Here is a 19,950-nt window from a genome sequence, read left to right as displayed (position 1 = left end):
TTCGTGTTACGCGGGCATCTCAATAACTCGGTCACATAACGCATCTAGCAACGGCAAACTATGGGAGATGACCAAGGCGCCGAGATTGCGTTGCACAATATCTGCCTTTAATACCTGCCATATTTGCTGCTGAGTGACAGTATCCAGTTGTGCAGTAATTTCATCACATAGTAAGAACTCGGTACTTGGCGCTAATGCCCGAACAATATTTAAGCGTTGTAACTCTCCACCTGACAACTGGTTGGGCTTGCGAGTTAGCCATGCTGGCTGAATCTGGTAACGCTGCAAAACATCATCTGGCACTGCATAACTTTCTGCCAACGAGCGCTGGATTTTCCAACGGGGATTAAACGCAAACTCAGGGGATTGGCTTATCCACTGCACTTTTGCATTGCAACCGCGCTCTCGTAGTGGCGAAGATAAGACACCACGCTGAGGCACTTTCAACCCCGCAAAAATCTGTGCTACCGTCGATTTTCCGCACCCACTAGGGCCATATAAGCCAACCAATTCACCACGCGCAATGGTAATATCAGGAAAGGCAATACACTGTTCATCGTACTGATAAGCACCATTAAGCAGTTTTAGCATAGCGCGGCTCCTCTAACGCACGGCTTAACCAATTCTCCGGGGCAGCTTGCCATAGCGACTGCGTATAAGGGTGGCATTGCTCCAACAGTATTTGACTGAGGTTAGTTTCATCAACCAACTCGCCTTGGCGAAAGACCAGTAAGCGATCGACGATTGGTGCCAGTGCCGCGATATCATGGCTAATCACCATCACCCCTTTGCCCTCTTGCGCAAACCCCGCCAGTCCTCTTAACATCTCAGCACTACGCCGACTATCGACACCCGCCGTTGGTTCGTCTGCAATCACTAATTGGCTATCTTGTACCATGGCGATAGCGCATAACACGCGTTTAGTCATGCCGCCTGAGAGTTGCCCTGGATACAAAGGCAACAAGGCGTCAAGTTGATAGTGGTCAATAACACTGGCTAATAGCGATTCACTCACTGCCAATGCCATCAACTGCTGGCCTACTTTTGCCGTAGGATTCAAATAAGAACCTGATTGGGGGATCAATGCAATGCGGCAATCGGTCTTAATGTTGCCACGCCGTGTAAAACCAAGCGGTACGCTATCTAACAATGCATGAGCAAGAATACTTTTGCCACTGCCACTCGCCCCGACCATTCCGACACACTCGCCTGCCGAAACCTGAAAGCTCACTTCTTTAACCAACTGTTGTTGAACACTAAAGACAGATAAATTGTTAACACTCAGCATTAATAACCTCTACGCTGTAAATGAGCGACCACTTGTTGGCCTATCACCGCGAGCAGCAAAAGCACCACCAACAGAGTTAGCCCAGGGAAAAGTGCTAACCACCAATGTCCACTCAACATATAACGGCTCGCTTCAGCAAGCAGAACACCAATTGATGGGCTGGTGGGCTCCAAGCCAAAACCGAGAAACGTCAGCCCCGCCACATGAATCAAGGCATGTGGAATCATCAATAACACGCCAATGAAACAGTGCGGTAAAACAAAAGGGACAATATGCGAACAGAGAATTTTGAGCCTTGGTTGGCCAAATTGCGCTGATAGCTGAACAAATTGACACTGCATCAGTGAGCGCACTTCTTCACACAGTAAACGGGTTAATTTGGGCCAGTGACTCAATGCCACCGCCATAATGACCCCCAAAGCCCCTCCACCAAACGCCAACGTCATGATGATTAGCAGCAACAAGTGAGGGATCGCCATAAACATATCCACCAGCAGAGCTACCATCCACTGCGTATATCGATTTAGTGATGAAAACAAGGTAAATATGATAGCCAAGGCACCACTAAACAAAGAAGCGAGACCACCAATTTTTAAGCTCAGTAATAACCCAGCCATGGTTCTGGAAAATACATCTCGACCTAAGTTGTCAGTGCCAAACCAGTTTTGCCACGTCGGCGATTGAAACTGACGATCAAAGGCGATCCCCATTCCATGGTCAGGATAAAATATCGCAAAGAGTACAATCGCCATAAAGGCACTGCTCGCGAGTGGTAATGCCAACGCCGGACGCGCGACTGGCACCGTAATGGTTTCACACATGATTACGCCCTTCAGGTAGGAGACTTAAGCTCGTCAAACGGCCCAATCCATTGCCAATAAACACCAGCATTAAAGACAACAAGGTGATCGCCATTAACAATGCCAAATCACCGTTTAAGCCCGCCATCACCAAGCTTTGACCTATCCCAGGAAAATTAAACACACTCTCCACCAGCACGGATCCGCCAAGTAGCTCCGCAACACCGGCAAAATGCAACACCAGCGCCGGGGTCAGGGTATTACGTAATATGTGATGGCGATAAATATACCAACCCTGCTTACCATGCATCCTCGCATAAGCGACATGGTCACTACCAAGCACTTGCAGCGCCCTTTCTCGCGTGTGTATCGCGATATGGCTCATATTGGTTATCGCCAGTACGCCAGCGGGCAAAATGAGATACGGCAACTGTTGAAACCAACTTAATGATGCAGGAGAAACCCCCAGTGGCGCAGCACAGCACACTGGCGTTATCTGCCATGACACAGAAAAAAGACTAAGCGCTAAAATGGCGATCCAGAACGCGGGGGCCGAAGCTGACACCCAACACAGCATTTGGATCATACGATCAAAAAATCGGCTCTGATAAAAAGCAGCAACAATGCCCAAGCCATACCCCAAGATCACGGCACCAAGCCAGCCCATCACCATTAAACGTAACGAGAGCGGCACTCGCTGAGCAAATACGTCCACCACCGGTTGTTGCTGCGAAATAGAGTAACCTGCATCTCCCTGCATGAGTCGCGTAAACCAATGCAAAAAGCGTCGCCACATTGATTCATCCAAACCCAGTTGGGTTGCCATCTCAGCAGCATGCGCACTACTCACTGACAACAAGCTATCGCCCATGTAATAAAGCAATGGATCAATCGGCGAAATAGATAACAGCATGAAGGTCATGAGCAACACGCCTATTACCAGCATCAATAGCCTAGCTAACTCTAGCGCACTGTTTTTTAGAAGCTTACTTAGTCGCATAGCCACTTCCACTGCGCAATATTGCTCGTGATCGGCCAACCATGTTGGTGTGGCTCTGGTATCGGCTGACCGATATCCAAACAGGTATTAACCGCATACAGGTGATCAATATTCACCAACCAAGTCCAAGGCAGATCTTGTTGCAATTGTTGGTGTAACTGCTGAAAGTAAGGGGCAGCGTCATGATAATTTGCCGCTCGTTTTGCCGTGGTTAGTACCGTATCAACCGCGGCATTTTGATAATAGCCAGAATTGTACCAACCTTGTCCTGCATTTGTTCCCATGTACACGTTGTAAAGCTCTGCAAGCCCGTGGCTACCAAATCCCATCATCACCGGATCATTATGCATTCTTTGTGCAATTTGGCTCCAACTGGCGCCTTCCACAATGATTTCAATTCCAAGCGGTTGCAACATCGCGGCGACCGCAAGGGACAACTGTTCACGCACACTGTCACCCGCTAAATACACGAGATAAATACGTGCATCTACCCCGTGTTTGTGACGCAAACCTGAACGTGGATTCACGATCCAGCCCGCTGTATCCAGTTGCATCTTGAGCGCGTCTTGTTCTTCTTGTTCGCGCACTTTCGGGGTTGGGCCCCATGGCAAACCATCCGCCAATGAAAAGGCTTCTCGACCATAACCACGCAATATTCCATCAACCAATAATTGACGGTCTATTGCTTGATCAATGACCTGACGTATCACTGGATCTGCTGTGACTGTATTTCCTGGGGCGTTATCACTCGGTTGGTTCATTGGCCAAACAATGCCACGGTTGTCATTGGTTGCAACCTGCACCAAATGATAGTTATCTGGCAGCAAATCAACATAGCGATGTGGCAATGCGGCTAAGTGTAACTGCCTGCTACGCACCAAAGAGGTCAAGCTATCCTCTCCCGCAAACACAATCACTAACGAATCAAGTTCCGGCTGTTCACCATGATAGTGCGGGTTCAAGGTCAATATCACTTGCTGCCCTTTATCCCAGCGTTGAAGCATAAATGGCCCACTTCCAAGCGGAGATTGTGCATACTCTTTAGAGTAGGCATGTTGGGGAACGATTCCTACTGAGACAAAATGATCCTGAAAACCTAAATCTGGTTCGTGCAATGTAAACGACACCTGATACTCATCATCAGCCACAACGGACGACAATCCTGCAAGATCGTGCATCGACAAATCGCGCTGTATCTGCTGATAAGTGAAAACAACATCATGTGCCGTCAGGTTTGTTCCATCGCTAAAGTACGCATCTTTCCTGAGCGTGACTTGCCACACTAAGCGATCCTCAGATAACTGCACATTCTGAGCTAAGTCATTGACAAGATTTAAACTATGGTCCCGTTTAAGCAGAGTTGATTGAATTAAAGGGTCACCGTAACGTCCCCAGCCACGTATCGGGTCAAAGCCCATTTCAGGTTCATCAGTCATACCGATAATCCACTGGCGTTCAGCAGCAGTGGCTGTTGATACAACAAATATCGAGCTCAAGACAAACAAAAATAAGGCGCGCAATTTTTTAGATATAAGCATCACAGTTTTAAACTTTGATAGGAAACTGCTAATAACACTATCATCAATTTCGTGTTAACGTGAGTGACAGACATCACACATTAAATAAGAGTGACATAGATCACATGAAAAAAAGTAACCAAGATATTATGCGTTTCTCGCTCTCATTTCCGCTAGAGCTTTACAATGAAATGGAAAGTGATTTGACAGAACGTCAATACAGCTCTCGCTCCGAATATATTAGAGATCTATTTCGAGAAAGAACGATTGATAAGAATTGGAATAAGCCAGAACAAGACGTCATGGCCGTCTTATGTATTGTTTATGACCACCACTATAAGGGCATTACTGAACGCCTCAATGTCATACAGCATCAAAGCAAGATCCACATTCAGTGCACCACACATGTACACTTAGAGTCTCATAACTGCTTGGAAAATATAATAATAAAAGGAAGATCAAAAGATATCCAAGCATTTGCAAATCAAATATCTGCGCTAAAAGGCGTACAGCAATCCCAGCTGGTAAAGCTACAACAGTAATAATGTGATCAAGATCTCTTATTTTAATTTAGTGACTCAGGTCACTTAATTTTAAATACAACACTGTTACTATTTTGGCATCTACCCTACTTAGCCAAGAAATATATAAAATGAAAAAGAATATTCTAATTAACTTAAAACGCTTTGATGTTCCTCGTGCAAAAGGTGGGGTATGTCAAAATGAAAATCCGATCACCTGGATCAAAGAAACCATCCAGCAAATTATTGATTTAGGCTGGGGCTGTCACCCACAAATTTCTTTATCGGTATTCGTTCCAGATATTCTATTGCACGCAGCAGTAGAACAACTAAATCAAAACACACCGAGCAAGATTACTGACATGGTTATTGGCACACAAAGTTGTCACCGTGAAGACGTTAGCGTTGGCGGTAATTTCGGTGCATTTACATCACACCCGATTGCAATCACACAGGCTACGCTAGGAAGTCGTGCCAGCATCATTGGTCACTGTGAAGAACGTCGTCATTTGAATCACGTTATCACCCAATACGCAGATGCAGAAGACTATTGCGCTTACAATGCCACTCGTGTTGTTAGCCACATTATTAGCGAAAAAGCGAGCTGTGCACTAGAGCAGCAAATGAAATCCACTATCTGTATTGGTGAAACAGCGGAAGAGCGTGGCCAAGGTGATGAAGAGAGTCAACTGGCTAAAGCGAAAGAAGCGCTAGAAAATCAGATCGTTGCTAGCCTTTCTCAACTGGATCAAAAACAAATTGCTAACGAAGTGATTATTGCCTACGAACCAGTCTGGGCGATTGGCCCAGGAAAAACCCCACCAGAGTCTGACTACATTGCACTTATCTCTGAATTTATTAAAGAGACAGTGAATAAGCACTTCAATGTCACCACGCCTGTCGTATACGGCGGTGGATTGAAAGCAGAAAACGCCGCCATGCTTGCAGATATCAGTTCACTCGACGGTGGCCTTATTGCCCTAACTAACTTTACCCAGCCAATTGGCTTCTATCCAAAAGAACTTGATCGTATCTTGACTATCTATACGGGTCAAAACAGCTAATTACTGGATACACTCTGCCATTCTGCACTGCCTTTGTTCCCCAATTTAGGCAGTGCCGATTACCTTGCCAATACGCTTATCTGATTTCCTAATCCATCGCTACATTTGCCAATATTCAACAACGTTGCCCTAAACCAGTTCCACCTCGACATCCGCATCAATCACGGTTGAACACGCGAGAACATACCCGTTCTCAATCTCTTGCTCCGTTAGCGTCTCTTGACTCGTTGTTACCGCTTCTCCTTTGACGATCTTACATTTGCATGATCCGCAAACCCCACTTCGGCATGCTGCAATAACCGGCAGCTGCATCTCTTCAAGCGCATCAATCAATGGGGATTGGTGATCAACATGCACGCTCGCATTAAAAGCCGGTACGCTCACGGTCGCAGTAGCGGGCATAGATAATGCCGACAACGAATCATTCTCAGTATTGGCAGTGGTAGCAAAGGCTTCTTGGTAAATGTTATCTTCATCGACACCCACTGCCTGTAGCCAACGAGATGCATCTTGCATTAAACCGTCTGGACCACACATCAATACCGTTCGCTCAGTAACATCTTCGCATAACGCCAATAACGCAGATTGCGTTAATCGTGCTGGGGAGTCCGTTCGAGTAAAAAACAGCGATAGCTTTATTTGTGAAGCCGCCGCTAAGGCTGACAGTTCTGCATGAAAAAGGGTATCTGATGGGCGGCGCGCAACATGGACAAGATGAATGTCAGGTTGGTTATCCCTCGTCTGCCAATAACGCAACATCGCCATTAACGGCGTTACTCCACTCCCTGCACTCAATAGCAGAACTTTTTCTTTGTGCTGTATATCAATACAATTAAATTGCCCTGCTGGTAGCGAAACTTGCAATGGATCTCCCACCTGCAAGTTATCAACAATGTGGCTCGAGACGACGCCGCCAGAGATCTTTTTCACGGTTAGCTGCATGGCTGTCTGCGAGGACATACCGCTAATGGAATAGGCCCGATAATGCACCCTTCCTTCAATCTCGACACCTAAGGTAACAAACTGACCAGGCTTTGCCTGCGGCAAGTCAGTTACATCAAATTCGATGGTGACAGCATCCGTTGCTTCTCGCCATTTATGCTTACAATTTACTGAAATAAAAGACATTAATAACTCTCTCATTCTCCCCCTCAGCGAGCAGAGGGGGAGTGGCTCAAACCTATACTGCTAGAAACCTATGCTACTAGAATTGTTTTTAAATCCGCTTCGACAGTGGTGATACTGCGCATATCAAACTGCTCTTCGAGCGTTTTAATTAGGTTCTCAGTTAAAAATGGCGGGGCTGTTGGGCCGGTATAAATTCCTCGAACGCCGAGAGCCAACAGTGTCAGTAGAATAACAATGGCTTTTTGTTCAAACCATGATAAGACAAGTGTTAATGGCAGCTCATTAATCCCGCAATCAAACTCATCAGCCAATGCCAACGCCAATTGAATCGCGGAGTACGCATCATTACATTGACCCACATCTAAAAGACGAGGAATGCCATTAATGTCACCAAACTCCTGCTTATTGAAACGATATTTGCCACAAGCCAACGTCAGAATCACGCTGTCTTGCGGTACTTGCTGAGTAAACTCGGTATAGTAACTACGCTCTTGCTTATCACCATCACATCCACCCACAAGGAAGAAATGGGAGATATTCCCTTGCTTCACTTGATCGATTACCGCAGGCGCTGCTTCCATTAACGCATTACGTCCAAAGCCAACCGTAATCCAATGCTCCAACTCAGTATGGGCAAAACCAGGCTGTGCTAATGCACAATCGATCACCGCGCTAAAATCATCCCCCTCTAGGTGCGAGACGCCTGGCCAGCCAACAATACTGCGCGTAAACAAGCGATCGGCATACTGACCCACGTTCGGGTTAAGCAAGCAGTTCGAAGTCATGACAATGGCACCAGGAAAGTTAGCAAACTCTTTTTGTTGATTCTGCCATGCGCTGCCATAGTTACCGACCAAGTGAGGGTATTTATTCAGTGCAGGGTAAGCATGGGCAGGAAGCATTTCACCATTGGTGTAAACATTTATTCCTTTGCCTTCCGTTTGCTGCAAGATTTTTTCTAAATCATGCAAATCATGGCCAGAGACAAGGATCGCTTTACCTTTAACAGGCTTAACATTGACTTGTGTTGGTGCCGGGTGTCCAAACGTATCAGTTTCTCCCTTATCCAACATTGCCATAATGGTGTAGTTGAGCATTCCAATGCGCATAGATGTATCAAGTAATGCAGATGCCTCTTCCGGATCATCCCCCAACCACGCCATAATCTCGTGATATTCAGCATAAACCGCAGCATCTGTTTGGTTTAAGACCCGTGCATGTTCCATATAGGCCGCTGCGCCCTTCAGACCATACAAGCACAGTAGACGCAAGCCGATAATATCTTCATGCAGCGCATCATGGCCGCGATTAACAGCCACCAAAGATGACACCGCTAACATCGCAGACGCATCTAGTGGTATCTCAAATTTTGCCGCTTGCGTTAAAGGAGGTAACGGGATATCAGAAAGTAAAGCGGCGGCCTTAACGGCTGTAGATAATTTCTCAATGTAGTGTCGTGCTTGGTTGGAAAATTCCGTAATTCGCACAGGATCAAAATTAACATTGGTGAGCGTGGCAAAGAACGCCTTCGGGGCCCACTGGTCTATCTCGTCATCAACGAGTCCATACTGACGCCCAGCGTTTGCCCAATATGATAAGCCCTGCAAGGCATAGACCAATACATCTTGTAGATCTGATACCTCTGCGGTTTTGCCGCACATTCCCTGTGCAAATGAGCAGCCTTTAGATACGGGAGTTTGAATTGTTTGCTCACATTGAATACAGAACATTGGTTAGCTCCTAGCTAGTGTAATGGGGGCCCGACTGATCTTTTCTATCAGACCCAAGAAAACTAACCTTCGCTTTGCACTTACCATGCCAATATCTATATTACTGTTTTATAAGCCTTTAATAGTAAACGCGTCACGCTTTTGTTGTCATTGTGACAACATTGCGATGTGTTTATGACATCATGAAACGGCTTTCTATTGATTTATACCGAGTTTTTTACCTAATCGATATAAATTACCTCGGTCTACACCTAATTGTTTCGCTGCTTGTGCCCAAACACCATTACAGTCTTGCAAAGTATCAATGATGAGTTGTTTTTGAAACTGCTCAACCCGTGCACGAAAGGGTAAATCAACATTCTCATCCGACACTGCAGGATCTTCTGGCTTCAATACCCCAAGGTGAGACACGGCTATAACAGCCTCGCCTTGCTGTATCGCCTGCAACCCTGCCCGCATCAAAGTATGCTCAAGCTCCCGCACATTTCCGGGCCACGCTTGCTGCTCAAGATAGGCCAGCGCACGAGGGTGAAGATGCAGATGCGGCACATGAAATTGCCCTTGCAATTTCTCGAGTAGATACCCCGCGAGCACCGCTATATCACCCACACGTTGACGTAGCGCAGGCACAGCAATAGGGAAAACATTCAAGCGATGATACAGATCAGCCCGAAAACGTCCCGCCTCCACCTCTTGTGGCAGATCGCGGTTAGTCGCCGCAATAATCCGTACATCGACATAACTATTTTTGTCCGACCCAACGCGCTGGACTTCGCCCTGCTGAATCACCCGTAACAACTTCGCTTGCAACAATAAGGGCAATTCTCCCACTTCATCTAAAAATATTGTTCCACCGTCAGCCAGTTCAAACTTGCCAGCACGGTTGGAGGTTGCTCCTGTAAATGCGCCCTTTAAATGACCAAACAGTTCGCTCTCAGCGATTGATTCAGGTAACGCGGCGCAGTTCACATACACCATGGCTTTATCGCTACGTGATGACTGAGCATGTATCGCATGCGCCACCAGCTCCTTACCTGTGCCAGTTTCACCACTGATCAAAACCGCGAAGTTCGATTGGGCGACCATGTTGATGTTGCGACGCAGCAATTTAATTTGTGGGCTGATCCCCACCAACTCGCCCTCTTTGGCCCTTGCCTGTTGAATCAGTAGTTGGTTGACGCTCTGCTGTTGTTGATTGGCTTTTTTTAAGGCTTCAAACATCGTCACGTTACGGATGGTAGCCGCAGCCAATGCAGCGAATGTCTCAATAATAAGCGGATCTATACGGCTAAATGCACCAGTATCAAGTGCATCAAGGGTTAATGCGCCGACCAACTCATCGTTAACGTATAAACTACACCCCATACAGTCATGCACATCAATGGCATGTTCCGGCGTGTTCATCACCAGCCCGTCGAAAGGATCAGGTAGCGAACTATCGGTATCGAACCTGACAGGTTGGCGACTATTTAGAATAGCGGCTAAACGTGGGTGATTGGAGGGGGTGAAACGGCGTCCTAATACCGTGGAAGAGAGGCCACTCACCGCAACAGGAACCAGGCAAGCATCTTCATCAAATATAAACAGTGCACTGGCATCACACGGCATAACCTGATTTACCGCACTAATTAAGCGTTGATAATGGTGCCCTTCTGGCAAATTAGTGGTCAAATCCAAGGCGATTTGCAATAGCACCTGTTCTACTCTTGGGTCTGGCATACATGTTCCACCTTATAACAAAGACGACCGTCACTGTCGCACCATTTGCGTACAGAGCGCATACCATACCATACGATGTTAAAATGACATCATATAGAACACGTAGTTTTGAAACGGGACATTTAACCAACTGAAAATAGGCTGATTTTATTTTTGGCATGGCATCTGCTTAATTGCTCACAATCGATGTAACTAACTACTGTTATTCTCTGGAGACTTATCGTGCTGAATATCGTTGACCGGCAATATGAAGAATCAATCCCCCCCATACTGCGCTTGGGGTTTCGACCTTTTTTTACCCTTGCTGGTCTCTACGCCATTGTTGCGATTGCCATTTGGTTGTGGCTTTGGCCTTATGGGTATTCTGAGCAGTTGCAAGTTCCCGCTCTTTGGTGGCACGTACATGAAATGATCTTCGGCTTTTCAATGGCCGTCGTTGTTGGCTTTGTTCTCACCGCGGTGCAGAATTGGACGGGAATGGCAGGTACAAAGTCGACACGTTTAGCTGTCCTGATTTCCCTCTGGTTGTTGCCTCGAATTTTACTCTGGTTACCCGTCCCACTCTGGCTTACCGCATCAATTGAAGCCCTGTTTCTTACGCTGGTTGCATGGGAGGTGGGTCATCGGGTTATCAAAGCGAAAGGGTGGCGGAATCTGTTTTTCGTGCCACTTTTTGCGCTGGCTATTTTCGCCAACTTCGCCGCCTATGCTGCCATAAAAGGGGGGATGCCATTTACAACAGAGGCCGTATGGCACGCCATGTTATGGTGGTTTGCGATTCTATTATCGGTAATGGGTGGGCGAGTCATCCCTTTTTTCACCGCTCGGCGTTTTCAAATGAATAAGCCACAGGCGGTGTCTTGGTTAGAGTGGGCGGCAACATTGCCTCTGATCCTCCTTTTTATCCTGAGCTTTTTTCCTCTCGCTGCAACACTGCTCGCGACAAAACTCATGTTAATCGCTGGCCTATTCCAGCTAATCAGAGCCTTGCGCTGGAAACCATGGCAAACCTTACGTGAACCGTTAGTCTGGTCATTGCACCTTGCTTATCTCTGTCTACCGCTCAGTCTGCTAATTCGTGGCGCTAGCAGCAGTGCTTTTATCAACCACACTTTCTTGCACCTTTTTGCTATCGGTGCGTTAGGTGGCGTCATTTTGTCGATGTTAGCCCGCGTTACGATGGGGCATACTGGCCGCGAGATCTACCATGGTCCCGTTATGTGGCCAGCCTATTTAGCCCTTGTCGCGGCCGCGATCATTCGCACATTCGCTGTCTCACTCTGGCCTGCTGAGATCATTCTATTCGTTCGGGTTACCGGGGGGTTGTGGATATTCGCGTTTGCTTTTTTCTGTTGGCACTTTGTTCCCATGCTCATGCGCCCTCGTGTAGATGGTCACCCCGGCTAACACAGCCGAAGTGTCATTTATTGATAGCGCAGCTTTCGCTGAGTGACACTAAGATCATCGACTTTAAGTCTATTTAACAGCAACATATAGGTTATGTCTCCAGCATGAGAAGATTTTTTGTCGATTGAGCCACAAATTCTCTTTACATAAAGAACAAAAGGTATACTATGTATCTCGCTCTGACGTACAGAGTTATTTTTGAAACATTTAGTAAAGTAAAGCCCTAAGATTCATCTGCGTTACCCGTTTTTGGCCTAGTGTTTTTCCCTGCTTCATCGTAACATGAATAATTCAACGTAGTGCATATCGCTTATGGCGAATCTTTTAATCTATTTATTAAGGGACACACTATGTCTGCAAAATCAACTGGTAGCGTAAAATGGTTTAACGAAGAGAAAGGCTTCGGTTTCATTTCTCAAGACAACGGCGGTGCTGACGTATTCGTTCACTTCCGTGCAATCGCTTCTGAAGGCTTCAAAACTCTGGCTGAAGGCCAAAAAGTTTCTTTCGAAGTTGAACAAGGTCAAAAAGGCCTGCAAGCAGCTAACGTTGTTAAGCTGTAATTGCTCGACTTTGTAATGAAAAGGCTGCCTAGTGCAGCCTTTTTTGTTTCTACTTTCAAATACCTGTCGCACTCATAAGACAAACCACGCCTCCCCTTCATCAACTCTCAATAATCAACTACATTCATACTAAGTTCCCCTCTAATCAACGGGAGATGTAGATGAAAACAGCACTCTTGCACTTATTTACCAGCGTTATGCTGTTTAGCATTCTGTCTATTTCTGGTACCAGCATTGGGGTTGGGCTTGGCTTCTGGCTTGCTGGCGAGATGACGCACATTTAGCCTCGCCTTAACAATCGTCATTCGATACAACAAAGACACCCATTGGGTGCCCTTGTTTACAACGGATGATCACTAACAGACCGTTACTAACGGATGCGAGTAATAAATTCGTCTATTTGTGCCCGTCCCGTGGCTGGATTCATGAAGACTGCCTTTTCGCCCGGAATATATGAGTATTTGCCATGCGGGTTGTAGACTGAGCGCGAGATAAACTCCACCCAGTTGGTGTACAATCCCACTTTCCCTCGGGCTTTAAACCTATCACGATGCCACTGGCTATTACGTGCCAACTTCGTCATGTAAGCCTCATTACTCATACATAACTGCTCTTGAGCAAACTCGGCATCAACGTCTCTTACCCAATCTGGATTGTAGATTCGAAAGCCGACACTAGGCCCTTGGTTCTCGGGAGCCATCAGCTTTACATTGCCTAAATTAAGCAATTCATGGCGGAAGTAATTAGCATTTTGCAAGCAGTGTGCCAGAACGATTTGATAACCTTCAATCCCCATATACTTCATCGCTGCATAAGCACCAAAGACACCCACCGCACCGCGAGAGCACTCAATCGTCGACTGTAAATGCGTTTGTCCTTGAAGGTCGTGCTCAAAATATGAAAAATTTTCTGGTTCATTTTCCAGCGCCTTCATATCTTGCTTGTTTTTAATCATCACCAAACTAGAGGTATAAGGTACATACCCCCATTTGTGAAAATCAACAGTGAATGAGTCGGCATAATGCAACTCTTTCACTCGCTCAACTGTTCGCTCGATACCGCGCAGAGTCACTTCATTAATCGCTAAGGGATTACGTTTAAAATCGTAGTCCAAGAAGAAAATCATTGACCAACCTACCGCTGCGTCGACATGCAAGTGAGGTTTAACAGGCACTTGATACTCTTCGCATAAGCGCTCTCGCAGGTCATGAACTAGCTTGATTCTATCCACAGCAAATGTGTCGGTGGTTCCCATGGTGATCATAATGGTCGGAACACGGCAGTTCACCGCAAAACAAGCACGCAACTGACGCTCAAGATCATCAAAATCTATATCATGACTATCCGTGACTTTGATTCGGATCGTTTTATCTTTGATATCGATCCCCAACAAAGACAAGTTAGTCATATTAGAGTAATGCCCTCCCTGCGAATTGAGGATGCGGTAATCTGGAACGGACTGCATACCGTGCTGAAGCGCAGACGGTAGCGATTTTCGTATACCAAGTAAGTAACCGTATAAGTTGCAGAACGTTCCCCCTTGGGTAAATACCCCCGTCGCTTGTTCTGTATCATAACCGACCTGTTTGGCGATTTGACGAATGACATGCTTTTCCAGTTGATCCGCCATGCCAGCATATTCGCTATACGCCAAATTTGGGTTTGCCATTGCACCCATCATTGAGCCATAAATGGCAGGATCAGACGGCATGGTCACTACATTCTCGACTGATGATGGGTTTTCCCAGTCTTTTGATAATGCAGCAGCAAAAGCCAGCATTTCATCGGGCTGACCATTGGGTCTTTTGCGCCCAGTTGGCAATTCCGCTGAACCAATTAATTGACGGTATAACGTCTCCCCTTCTGGGTAGGCACCGAGGCGGTCTTGAGGCGTCATCGTTTGACGGCGAAAGGCGGAAAGAGCTTCGAAGCCTGGCTCTGCAAAAATGGGCCACTTATTTGGATCCCGCGAGAAAAAGTCTGCAAAAACTTCATGATAATATTGTTGAAATGTACCGCTTAACGCATTCGCTTCCATATTATGGATAAGAGAGAGGCAGGTTTGAGACATGTTTTAACCTATTAACACTAACTAACAAAAACGGCCACCAAGAAGAGATATCTGAAAGCTGGTGGCCGTGGGGATTTTCGGCGATAAGGTTGCCGAAACTTACTAATCTACTGGTTATACCTTTCGAATAACCAAAAATAACATTAGGTAATTTTGAACTTACCTACCATTGCGCATAGTGCTTGGTTGGCTTGAGTAAGGTCATTGGTCGCGGTGACGGTTTGCTGTCCTCCTTTTACCAATGTGTCGACAATATCTCTAATTGCCAACATGTTATTGTTGACTTCATGTGATACTGCATTCTGCTCTTCCGTTGCTGTGGAGATCTGTGAGCCGATACTCTCAATCCCTTCAATAGCCTGATAGAGTTTTTCCAAGCTGACTGAAACATCAGAAGTATTTTCAGCAGCATCTTTACAGCGCTCACGCGTTGCTTCCATCGCTGAAACCACATTGCCAGTTCCTTGTAACAACTTAGAGAGCATATCGCCAATTTCAGACGTGCTTTGCTGCGTTCGCCCAGCCAGCGCTCGAACTTCATCGGCCACAACCGCAAAACCGCGACCTTGTTCGCCCGCACGTGCCGCTTCAATGGCAGCATTCAGAGCCAATAGGTTGGTTTGTTCTGCTATATCACCAATCACTGATAACACCGCACTGATCTGGTTAGCATCCCTGTTCATCTGCTCAATGCTGCCAGCCATCACATCAAACTCATTCATTAATGAGCGCACACTGTCTACCGAACTATTTACGACCTGCTGGGAATTGCGCGCTTCATCTCCAGCCCCTTGAGATATTTCAGTAGATTGACAAACATTCTCTGCCACTGAACTTGCAGCTTCACTCATCTGTGATATTGCTGTAACGATCTGTTCAGTCTCAACAGCATGAGATTGCAACATTTGCTCGCTCTGCGCCATTGAATAACCCAGTTGCTCGATGCTCGATGAAATCTCTGCCGATGAGTCAGTGACTTTTTGCATCATATATTGCAAGTTCGCCATGAATTGGTTCAGACCTTCGCTGATCTGCCCTAAATCGTCATCACTCTGCACATCGAGACGCTGGGTAAGATCGCCGTTTCCTTGACTAAGCTCGAGTACCGCCGCCTTCAACTTCAGCAAGGGAACATAGGTTTTTCCTAACAGGAAAACCGTTAATCCAGTGCTAATCACAATCAAAGCGATAATTGTCAACACCGCATTTCTAATTAATCCGCTGGCACTAGCCAACACGCTTTGTTCATCAATAAAGACCATCAGCGTCCAGTGAGTATTATCATCCAGAGGAATACGCTTAAAATAACCTTTAAAATCGATATCGAGATAGTGAATATCCAAAATGCCGGTTGACGCCTGAGCAAATGCTTGTTCGATAAACAACCAGTCTGGGTTAACTTGTGATGGCGTTAAGCCCAAATCGGTTGAGTCATCACTGGCAATGAATATATTACGTTGATCGGTCAATGTTGCAGCACCACCAGCAAAGCGCATCTCATCCACTGCACTGATAATTTGGTTTAACATGATGTCACCCACCATCACGCCAACAAATTGGTCATCATCATATACTGGCGCTGAAATGCTGATCACCATCTCGCCCGTCACGGTATCAGTATATGGCAAGCTAATTACTGTTTGGCGTTGGCGTTTGGCTTCTTGGTACCAGTCGCGCTGAATGAAGTACATCGACTCATCAAAAACACCGTTATCGCCACCGTGAGCAGCATAGGTACGGCCATCTTCATAGGCAACAGCAATATTCGACATTCCCGTCGCTTCGCTTAATGCCCTCACTAACTGGAGATTTCCACCCGACGTTAGTGCCATTGAGAACCGAGAAGAGCCACGGCTAATCACATGGTATTGGCTATCCATCCAAGCTTCTATTTCGCTAGCGTGTGTATTTAGCTTCTCTTGAGTTTCATTGGTTAGCGCATTAATCATCATTGTTCGCAAGTTATGCACATTCACGGCCCCCAATATGATCAATGAACATGCCACCAATACGACAACCGTCATATTAATTCGTGCTTTAAAACCGAGTTTCATAACTATTCCTTTCGTAACTAATTGGCTTAAACAACTAAATCGCGATGTTATTATTACTTATCAATATGTCATCGCCACATTTAGCCAATTCTGTTTGCCTATTCAAAATTAAATGAACAGATGACTTGCACCTAGCGCCCAATTTGGCGCCGAATTATATCCTTGCCTTTAAGCTTTAAAAAGCATACAGCTGGTGAATATTAACCAGTCGTAAAAATGAAACCGATTAGCTACGTAAGGTGATCATGATTCAGAAAGACAATGCGCCATTTGTCACTTACGCCAATTATGCATATTTATAATGGCAATATCGCTATTAGGCTTCAACCACAATCATTCGCTGGACAAATGAATGTGAGTATCTTTGTTTATTGATAAGCATAAATTAGAAAGCATATTTTCACTCTGTGATATAGACCATTTTGATTAATTGACCGAGAAAAAGAGTGACAAGAAAGGCATTAGCTTTAATTCTATTAGAAACAGAAACTAGAGAGGGTTGCAACAATTACATTACGCTACGTCATTTTTTAAACGAATAAAATTCATACAACTTAGAGTAAAAAATCCAAATAGTATTTGTGAATGATTACACGCTCTGACTTTGGCTATTTGATATGCAATGCATGTAGCCTATCACGTGATTAATAAATAATACCTCCCACGTTATCTCGGTGAATTTTGTTTTAAGTTTAATCGTTGGTTTGATTTGACAGGTTGTTAGGTCAGTTGCTGTACTCTAGCGTTCAAACAGCCTCAATGCCAAAGAGGCTGCTGACGTTAACTGAGGTACGGTGCTAATCAGGAAGCACTATGAGATTTTAAACTTGCCAACCATAGACCCTAACACTTGATTGGCTTGAGTAAGATCATCGGTCGCGGTAACCGTTTGCTGCCCACCTTGAACCAAGGTATCAACAATATCCCGGATCGCTAGCATATTACTATTCACTTCATGCGATACCGCATTTTGCTCTTCCGTTGCAGTAGAGATTTGAGAACCAATATTCTCAATTCCTTCAATCGCTTGATATAACTTGTCTAGGCTCAACGAGACTTCAGAAGTATTTTCAGCGGCATCTTTACAACGTTCGCGGGTGGCTTCCATCGCTGAAACCACATTGCCAGTTCCTTGTAACAACTTAGAGAGCATGTCGCCAATTTCAGACGTGCTCTGTTGTGTTCGTCCTGCCAACGCTCGAACTTCATCAGCCACAACCGCAAAACCGCGCCCTTGCTCTCCCGCTCGCGCAGCCTCAATGGCCGCATTTAGTGCTAACAAATTAGTTTGTTCTGCAATATCACCAATAACGGATAATACCGCGCTAATCTGATTAGCATCGCGGTTCATTTTTTCGATGCTGCCCGCCATCACATCAAACTCATTCATCAGTGAACGCACGCTTTCTACCGAGCCATTAACCACGTTTTGAGAATTACGTGCCTCGTCACTTGCACTTTGAGAAATTTCAGATGATTGACATACATTTTCAGCAACCGAATTCGCCGCTTCACTCATCTGTGAAATCGCGGTGACAATTTGCTCCGTTTCAACAGCATGTGACTGTAGCATTTGTTCACTTTGCTTTGCTGAAAGACTCAGTTGTTCAATACTTGCGGATATCTCACCAGACGAGTCGGTGACTTTTTGCATCATAAATTGCAAATTAGCCATGAATTGATTCAAGCCTTCACTGATCTGTCCTAAATCATCATCACTTCGCACATCTAAACGCTGAGTTAAATCACCATTTCCTTGGCTAAGCTCAAGCACTGCCTCTTTTAATTTAAGCAGTGGTGTATAGATCTTTCCTAACAAGAAAACAGTCAACGCTGAACTTGCCACAATTAACGCTACAATCGTCAACACAGCATTTCGGATTAAACCGGCTGCACTAGCCAACACGCTCGATTCGTCGATAAGAACCATCAAGGTCCAGTGTGTGTTGTCATCTAAGCCGATACGCTTATGGTACCCTTTGAACTCAATATTTGCGTAATCAATCTCTATCACTCCGCTAGAGTTCTGCTCAAATGTCTGCTCGATAAAGCGCAACTCTGAGTTCACTTGAGAAGGACTAAGCCCGATAAGGGTTGGGTCATCGCTGGCAATAAACACATTTCGCTGATCCATCAATGTCGCCATACCACCAGTAAAGCGCATACCGGCAATGGTAGCGACAATTTCAGATAGCATAATGTCGCCAACCATCACACCGACAAACTCAGTATCATCATAGACAGGGGCAGAGATACTGATCACCATTTCCTCGGTTACAGAATCAGTATAAGGCAAACTGATCACCGTTTGGCGTTGACGCTTAGCTTCTTGATACCAGTTACGCTGAGTAAAGTACATCGATTCATCAAAAACGCCGTTATCCCCCCCATTGGCGGCATAGGTACGGCCATCTTCATAGGCAACAGCAATGTTAGCCATTCCTGTTGCTTCAGCCAGCGCCCTTACCAACTGAAGATTGCCACCCGACGTTAGTGCCATAGAGAACCGAGAAGAGCCACGGCTAATAACATGGTATTGCGTATCCATCCAAGCTTCTATTTCGCTGGCATGTGCATTAAGTTTTTCTTGTGTTTCACTGGTTAACGCACTAACCATCATTGCGCGCAAATTATACACATTAACCGAGCCTAGAATGATCAATGAACATGCGACCAATACGACAACTGTCATATTAATTCGCGCTTTAAAACCGAATCTCATAACTATTCCTTCTGTAACTACTGGCGTTTAACACTGAATAACAACGCTACTAGCTAATAATTAAATTCCACCACGTCTATTTCTCAAATTCGCTAATCCCTATACCGCATGAATTTAAGATAGAAGATTATTTTTAACGATACATTTGACCTATAATTATATCCTTGCCATTAAACGAACAAAAGTATAGCGCTCATGAATAGGAGCAACTCCGAGTCGGCATTAATAATCTAAGAACAAAGACCAGCATTATCCCTTAACAATATATACTGTCAGTAATTATCGAAATAGACGAGAAAGATAGGCTTAAGGCATAGGGGAGCACCAGTTACCATGCTAGATAAAAGGATTCATTGAACAAATATC

At 45.5% G+C, this 19,950-nt stretch carries 16 protein-coding genes and 1 pseudogene; 6 read left to right on the top strand and 11 right to left on the bottom strand.

Translation table 11 applies throughout. From position 1 onward, the window contains the following. Positions 1 to 6: 6 nt before the first annotated feature. The 5 genes from ACKLNH_RS12105 to ACKLNH_RS12085 are packed head-to-tail and all read right to left on the bottom strand — an operon-like array spanning position 7 to position 4,524. Positions 7 to 591 carry an ATP-binding cassette domain-containing protein gene (locus ACKLNH_RS12105; protein WP_413112512.1) on the bottom strand — a complete coding sequence of 195 codons (585 nt, stop codon included), beginning with the start codon at positions 589 to 591 and terminating at the stop codon, positions 7 to 9. Continuing rightward, positions 575 to 1,288: an ATP-binding cassette domain-containing protein gene (locus tag ACKLNH_RS12100; protein ID WP_413112511.1), complete on the bottom strand. Its 714-nt coding sequence runs from the start codon at positions 1,286 to 1,288 to the stop codon at positions 575 to 577. The genes ACKLNH_RS12105 and ACKLNH_RS12100 overlap by 17 nt, the downstream gene beginning before the upstream one ends. Continuing rightward, on the bottom strand, positions 1,288 to 2,109 hold the full coding sequence (locus tag ACKLNH_RS12095) for an ABC transporter permease (protein WP_413112510.1): 822 nt from the start codon (positions 2,107 to 2,109) through the stop codon (positions 1,288 to 1,290). The genes ACKLNH_RS12100 and ACKLNH_RS12095 overlap by 1 nt, the downstream gene beginning before the upstream one ends. Beyond that, positions 2,102 to 3,088 carry an ABC transporter permease gene (locus ACKLNH_RS12090; protein ID WP_413112509.1) on the bottom strand — a complete coding sequence of 329 codons (987 nt, stop codon included), beginning with the start codon at positions 3,086 to 3,088 and terminating at the stop codon, positions 2,102 to 2,104. Before ACKLNH_RS12090 ends, ACKLNH_RS12095 begins: the two co-directional genes overlap by 8 nt. Then, on the bottom strand, positions 3,079 to 4,524 hold the full coding sequence (locus tag ACKLNH_RS12085) for an ABC transporter substrate-binding protein (protein WP_413112508.1): 1,446 nt from the start codon (positions 4,522 to 4,524) through the stop codon (positions 3,079 to 3,081). Before ACKLNH_RS12085 ends, ACKLNH_RS12090 begins: the two co-directional genes overlap by 10 nt. A gap of 206 nt (positions 4,525 to 4,730) precedes the next feature. On the opposite strand from ACKLNH_RS12085, the gene nikR reads away from it, so the two are divergent. Beyond that, positions 4,731 to 5,147, top strand: a complete 417-nt coding sequence (gene nikR, locus ACKLNH_RS12080) for a nickel-responsive transcriptional regulator NikR (RefSeq protein WP_413112507.1) — start codon at positions 4,731 to 4,733, stop codon at positions 5,145 to 5,147. Positions 5,148 to 5,257: 110 nt separating this feature from the next. Next, a complete protein-coding gene (locus ACKLNH_RS12075; protein ID WP_413112506.1) occupies positions 5,258 to 6,190 on the top strand; it encodes a triose-phosphate isomerase in 933 nt (310 codons plus the stop codon). A 129-nt stretch (positions 6,191 to 6,319) separates the two neighbouring features. Here ACKLNH_RS12075 and ACKLNH_RS12070 read toward each other — a convergent pair whose 3' ends face one another. The 3 genes from ACKLNH_RS12070 to norR form a co-directional block, all read right to left on the bottom strand. Next, positions 6,320 to 7,318, bottom strand: coding sequence for a flavin reductase family protein (locus tag ACKLNH_RS12070; protein WP_413112505.1), 999 nt, complete (start codon positions 7,316 to 7,318; stop codon positions 6,320 to 6,322). Between the two features lie 68 nt (positions 7,319 to 7,386). Continuing rightward, positions 7,387 to 9,048: a hydroxylamine reductase gene (gene hcp, locus ACKLNH_RS12065; protein WP_413112504.1), complete on the bottom strand. Its 1,662-nt coding sequence runs from the start codon at positions 9,046 to 9,048 to the stop codon at positions 7,387 to 7,389. Between the two features lie 195 nt (positions 9,049 to 9,243). Then, the gene (gene norR, locus ACKLNH_RS12060; protein ID WP_413112503.1) at positions 9,244 to 10,767 is read right to left on the bottom strand and encodes a nitric oxide reductase transcriptional regulator NorR; all 1,524 of its coding nucleotides are present in this window, start codon (positions 10,765 to 10,767) and stop codon (positions 9,244 to 9,246) included. Between the two features lie 222 nt (positions 10,768 to 10,989). Here norR and ACKLNH_RS12055 point away from each other — a divergent pair, with 222 nt between their 5' ends. The 3 genes from ACKLNH_RS12055 (at position 10,990) to ACKLNH_RS12045 (ending at position 13,021) form a co-directional block, all read left to right on the top strand. Then, positions 10,990 to 12,174, top strand: a complete 1,185-nt coding sequence (locus ACKLNH_RS12055) for an NnrS family protein (protein ID WP_413112502.1) — start codon at positions 10,990 to 10,992, stop codon at positions 12,172 to 12,174. 350 nt (positions 12,175 to 12,524) lie between these two features. Then, complete coding sequence (gene cspE, locus ACKLNH_RS12050) at positions 12,525 to 12,737, top strand: transcription antiterminator/RNA stability regulator CspE (protein WP_413112501.1); 213 nt, start codon at positions 12,525 to 12,527, stop codon at positions 12,735 to 12,737. A gap of 161 nt (positions 12,738 to 12,898) precedes the next feature. Beyond that, positions 12,899 to 13,021, top strand: a complete 123-nt coding sequence (locus ACKLNH_RS12045) for a hypothetical protein (RefSeq protein ID WP_413112500.1) — start codon at positions 12,899 to 12,901, stop codon at positions 13,019 to 13,021. An 86-nt stretch (positions 13,022 to 13,107) separates the two neighbouring features. Here ACKLNH_RS12045 and ACKLNH_RS12040 read toward each other — a convergent pair whose 3' ends face one another. Together ACKLNH_RS12040 and ACKLNH_RS12035 are read right to left on the bottom strand one after the other, a co-directional pair. After that, positions 13,108 to 14,808, bottom strand: a complete 1,701-nt coding sequence (locus ACKLNH_RS12040; protein WP_413112499.1) for a pyridoxal phosphate-dependent decarboxylase family protein — start codon at positions 14,806 to 14,808, stop codon at positions 13,108 to 13,110. Positions 14,809 to 14,951: 143 nt separating this feature from the next. Beyond that, positions 14,952 to 16,862 (bottom strand): methyl-accepting chemotaxis protein, encoded by a 1,911-nt coding sequence (locus ACKLNH_RS12035; protein WP_413112498.1) that lies wholly within the window; start codon positions 16,860 to 16,862, stop codon positions 14,952 to 14,954. Between the two features lie 619 nt (positions 16,863 to 17,481). Here ACKLNH_RS12035 and ACKLNH_RS12030 point away from each other — a divergent pair. Beyond that, positions 17,482 to 17,663: pseudogene (locus tag ACKLNH_RS12030) on the top strand (IS1595 family transposase); the annotation flags it as partial. A 10-nt stretch (positions 17,664 to 17,673) separates the two neighbouring features. Here the strand turns inward: ACKLNH_RS12030 and ACKLNH_RS12025 are convergent. Next, entirely contained in the window at positions 17,674 to 19,584 is a 1,911-nt protein-coding gene (locus ACKLNH_RS12025; protein ID WP_413112497.1) for a methyl-accepting chemotaxis protein, read from the bottom strand. Between the last annotated feature and the right edge of the window lie 366 nt (positions 19,585 to 19,950).

Source organism: Thaumasiovibrio clandestinus (genome assembly GCF_047250365.1).
GTDB lineage: Bacteria > Pseudomonadota > Gammaproteobacteria > Enterobacterales > Vibrionaceae > Thaumasiovibrio.
The sequence above is the reverse complement of the archived record's forward strand: the minus strand, read 5'-3'. Positions and strand labels throughout refer to the sequence as shown.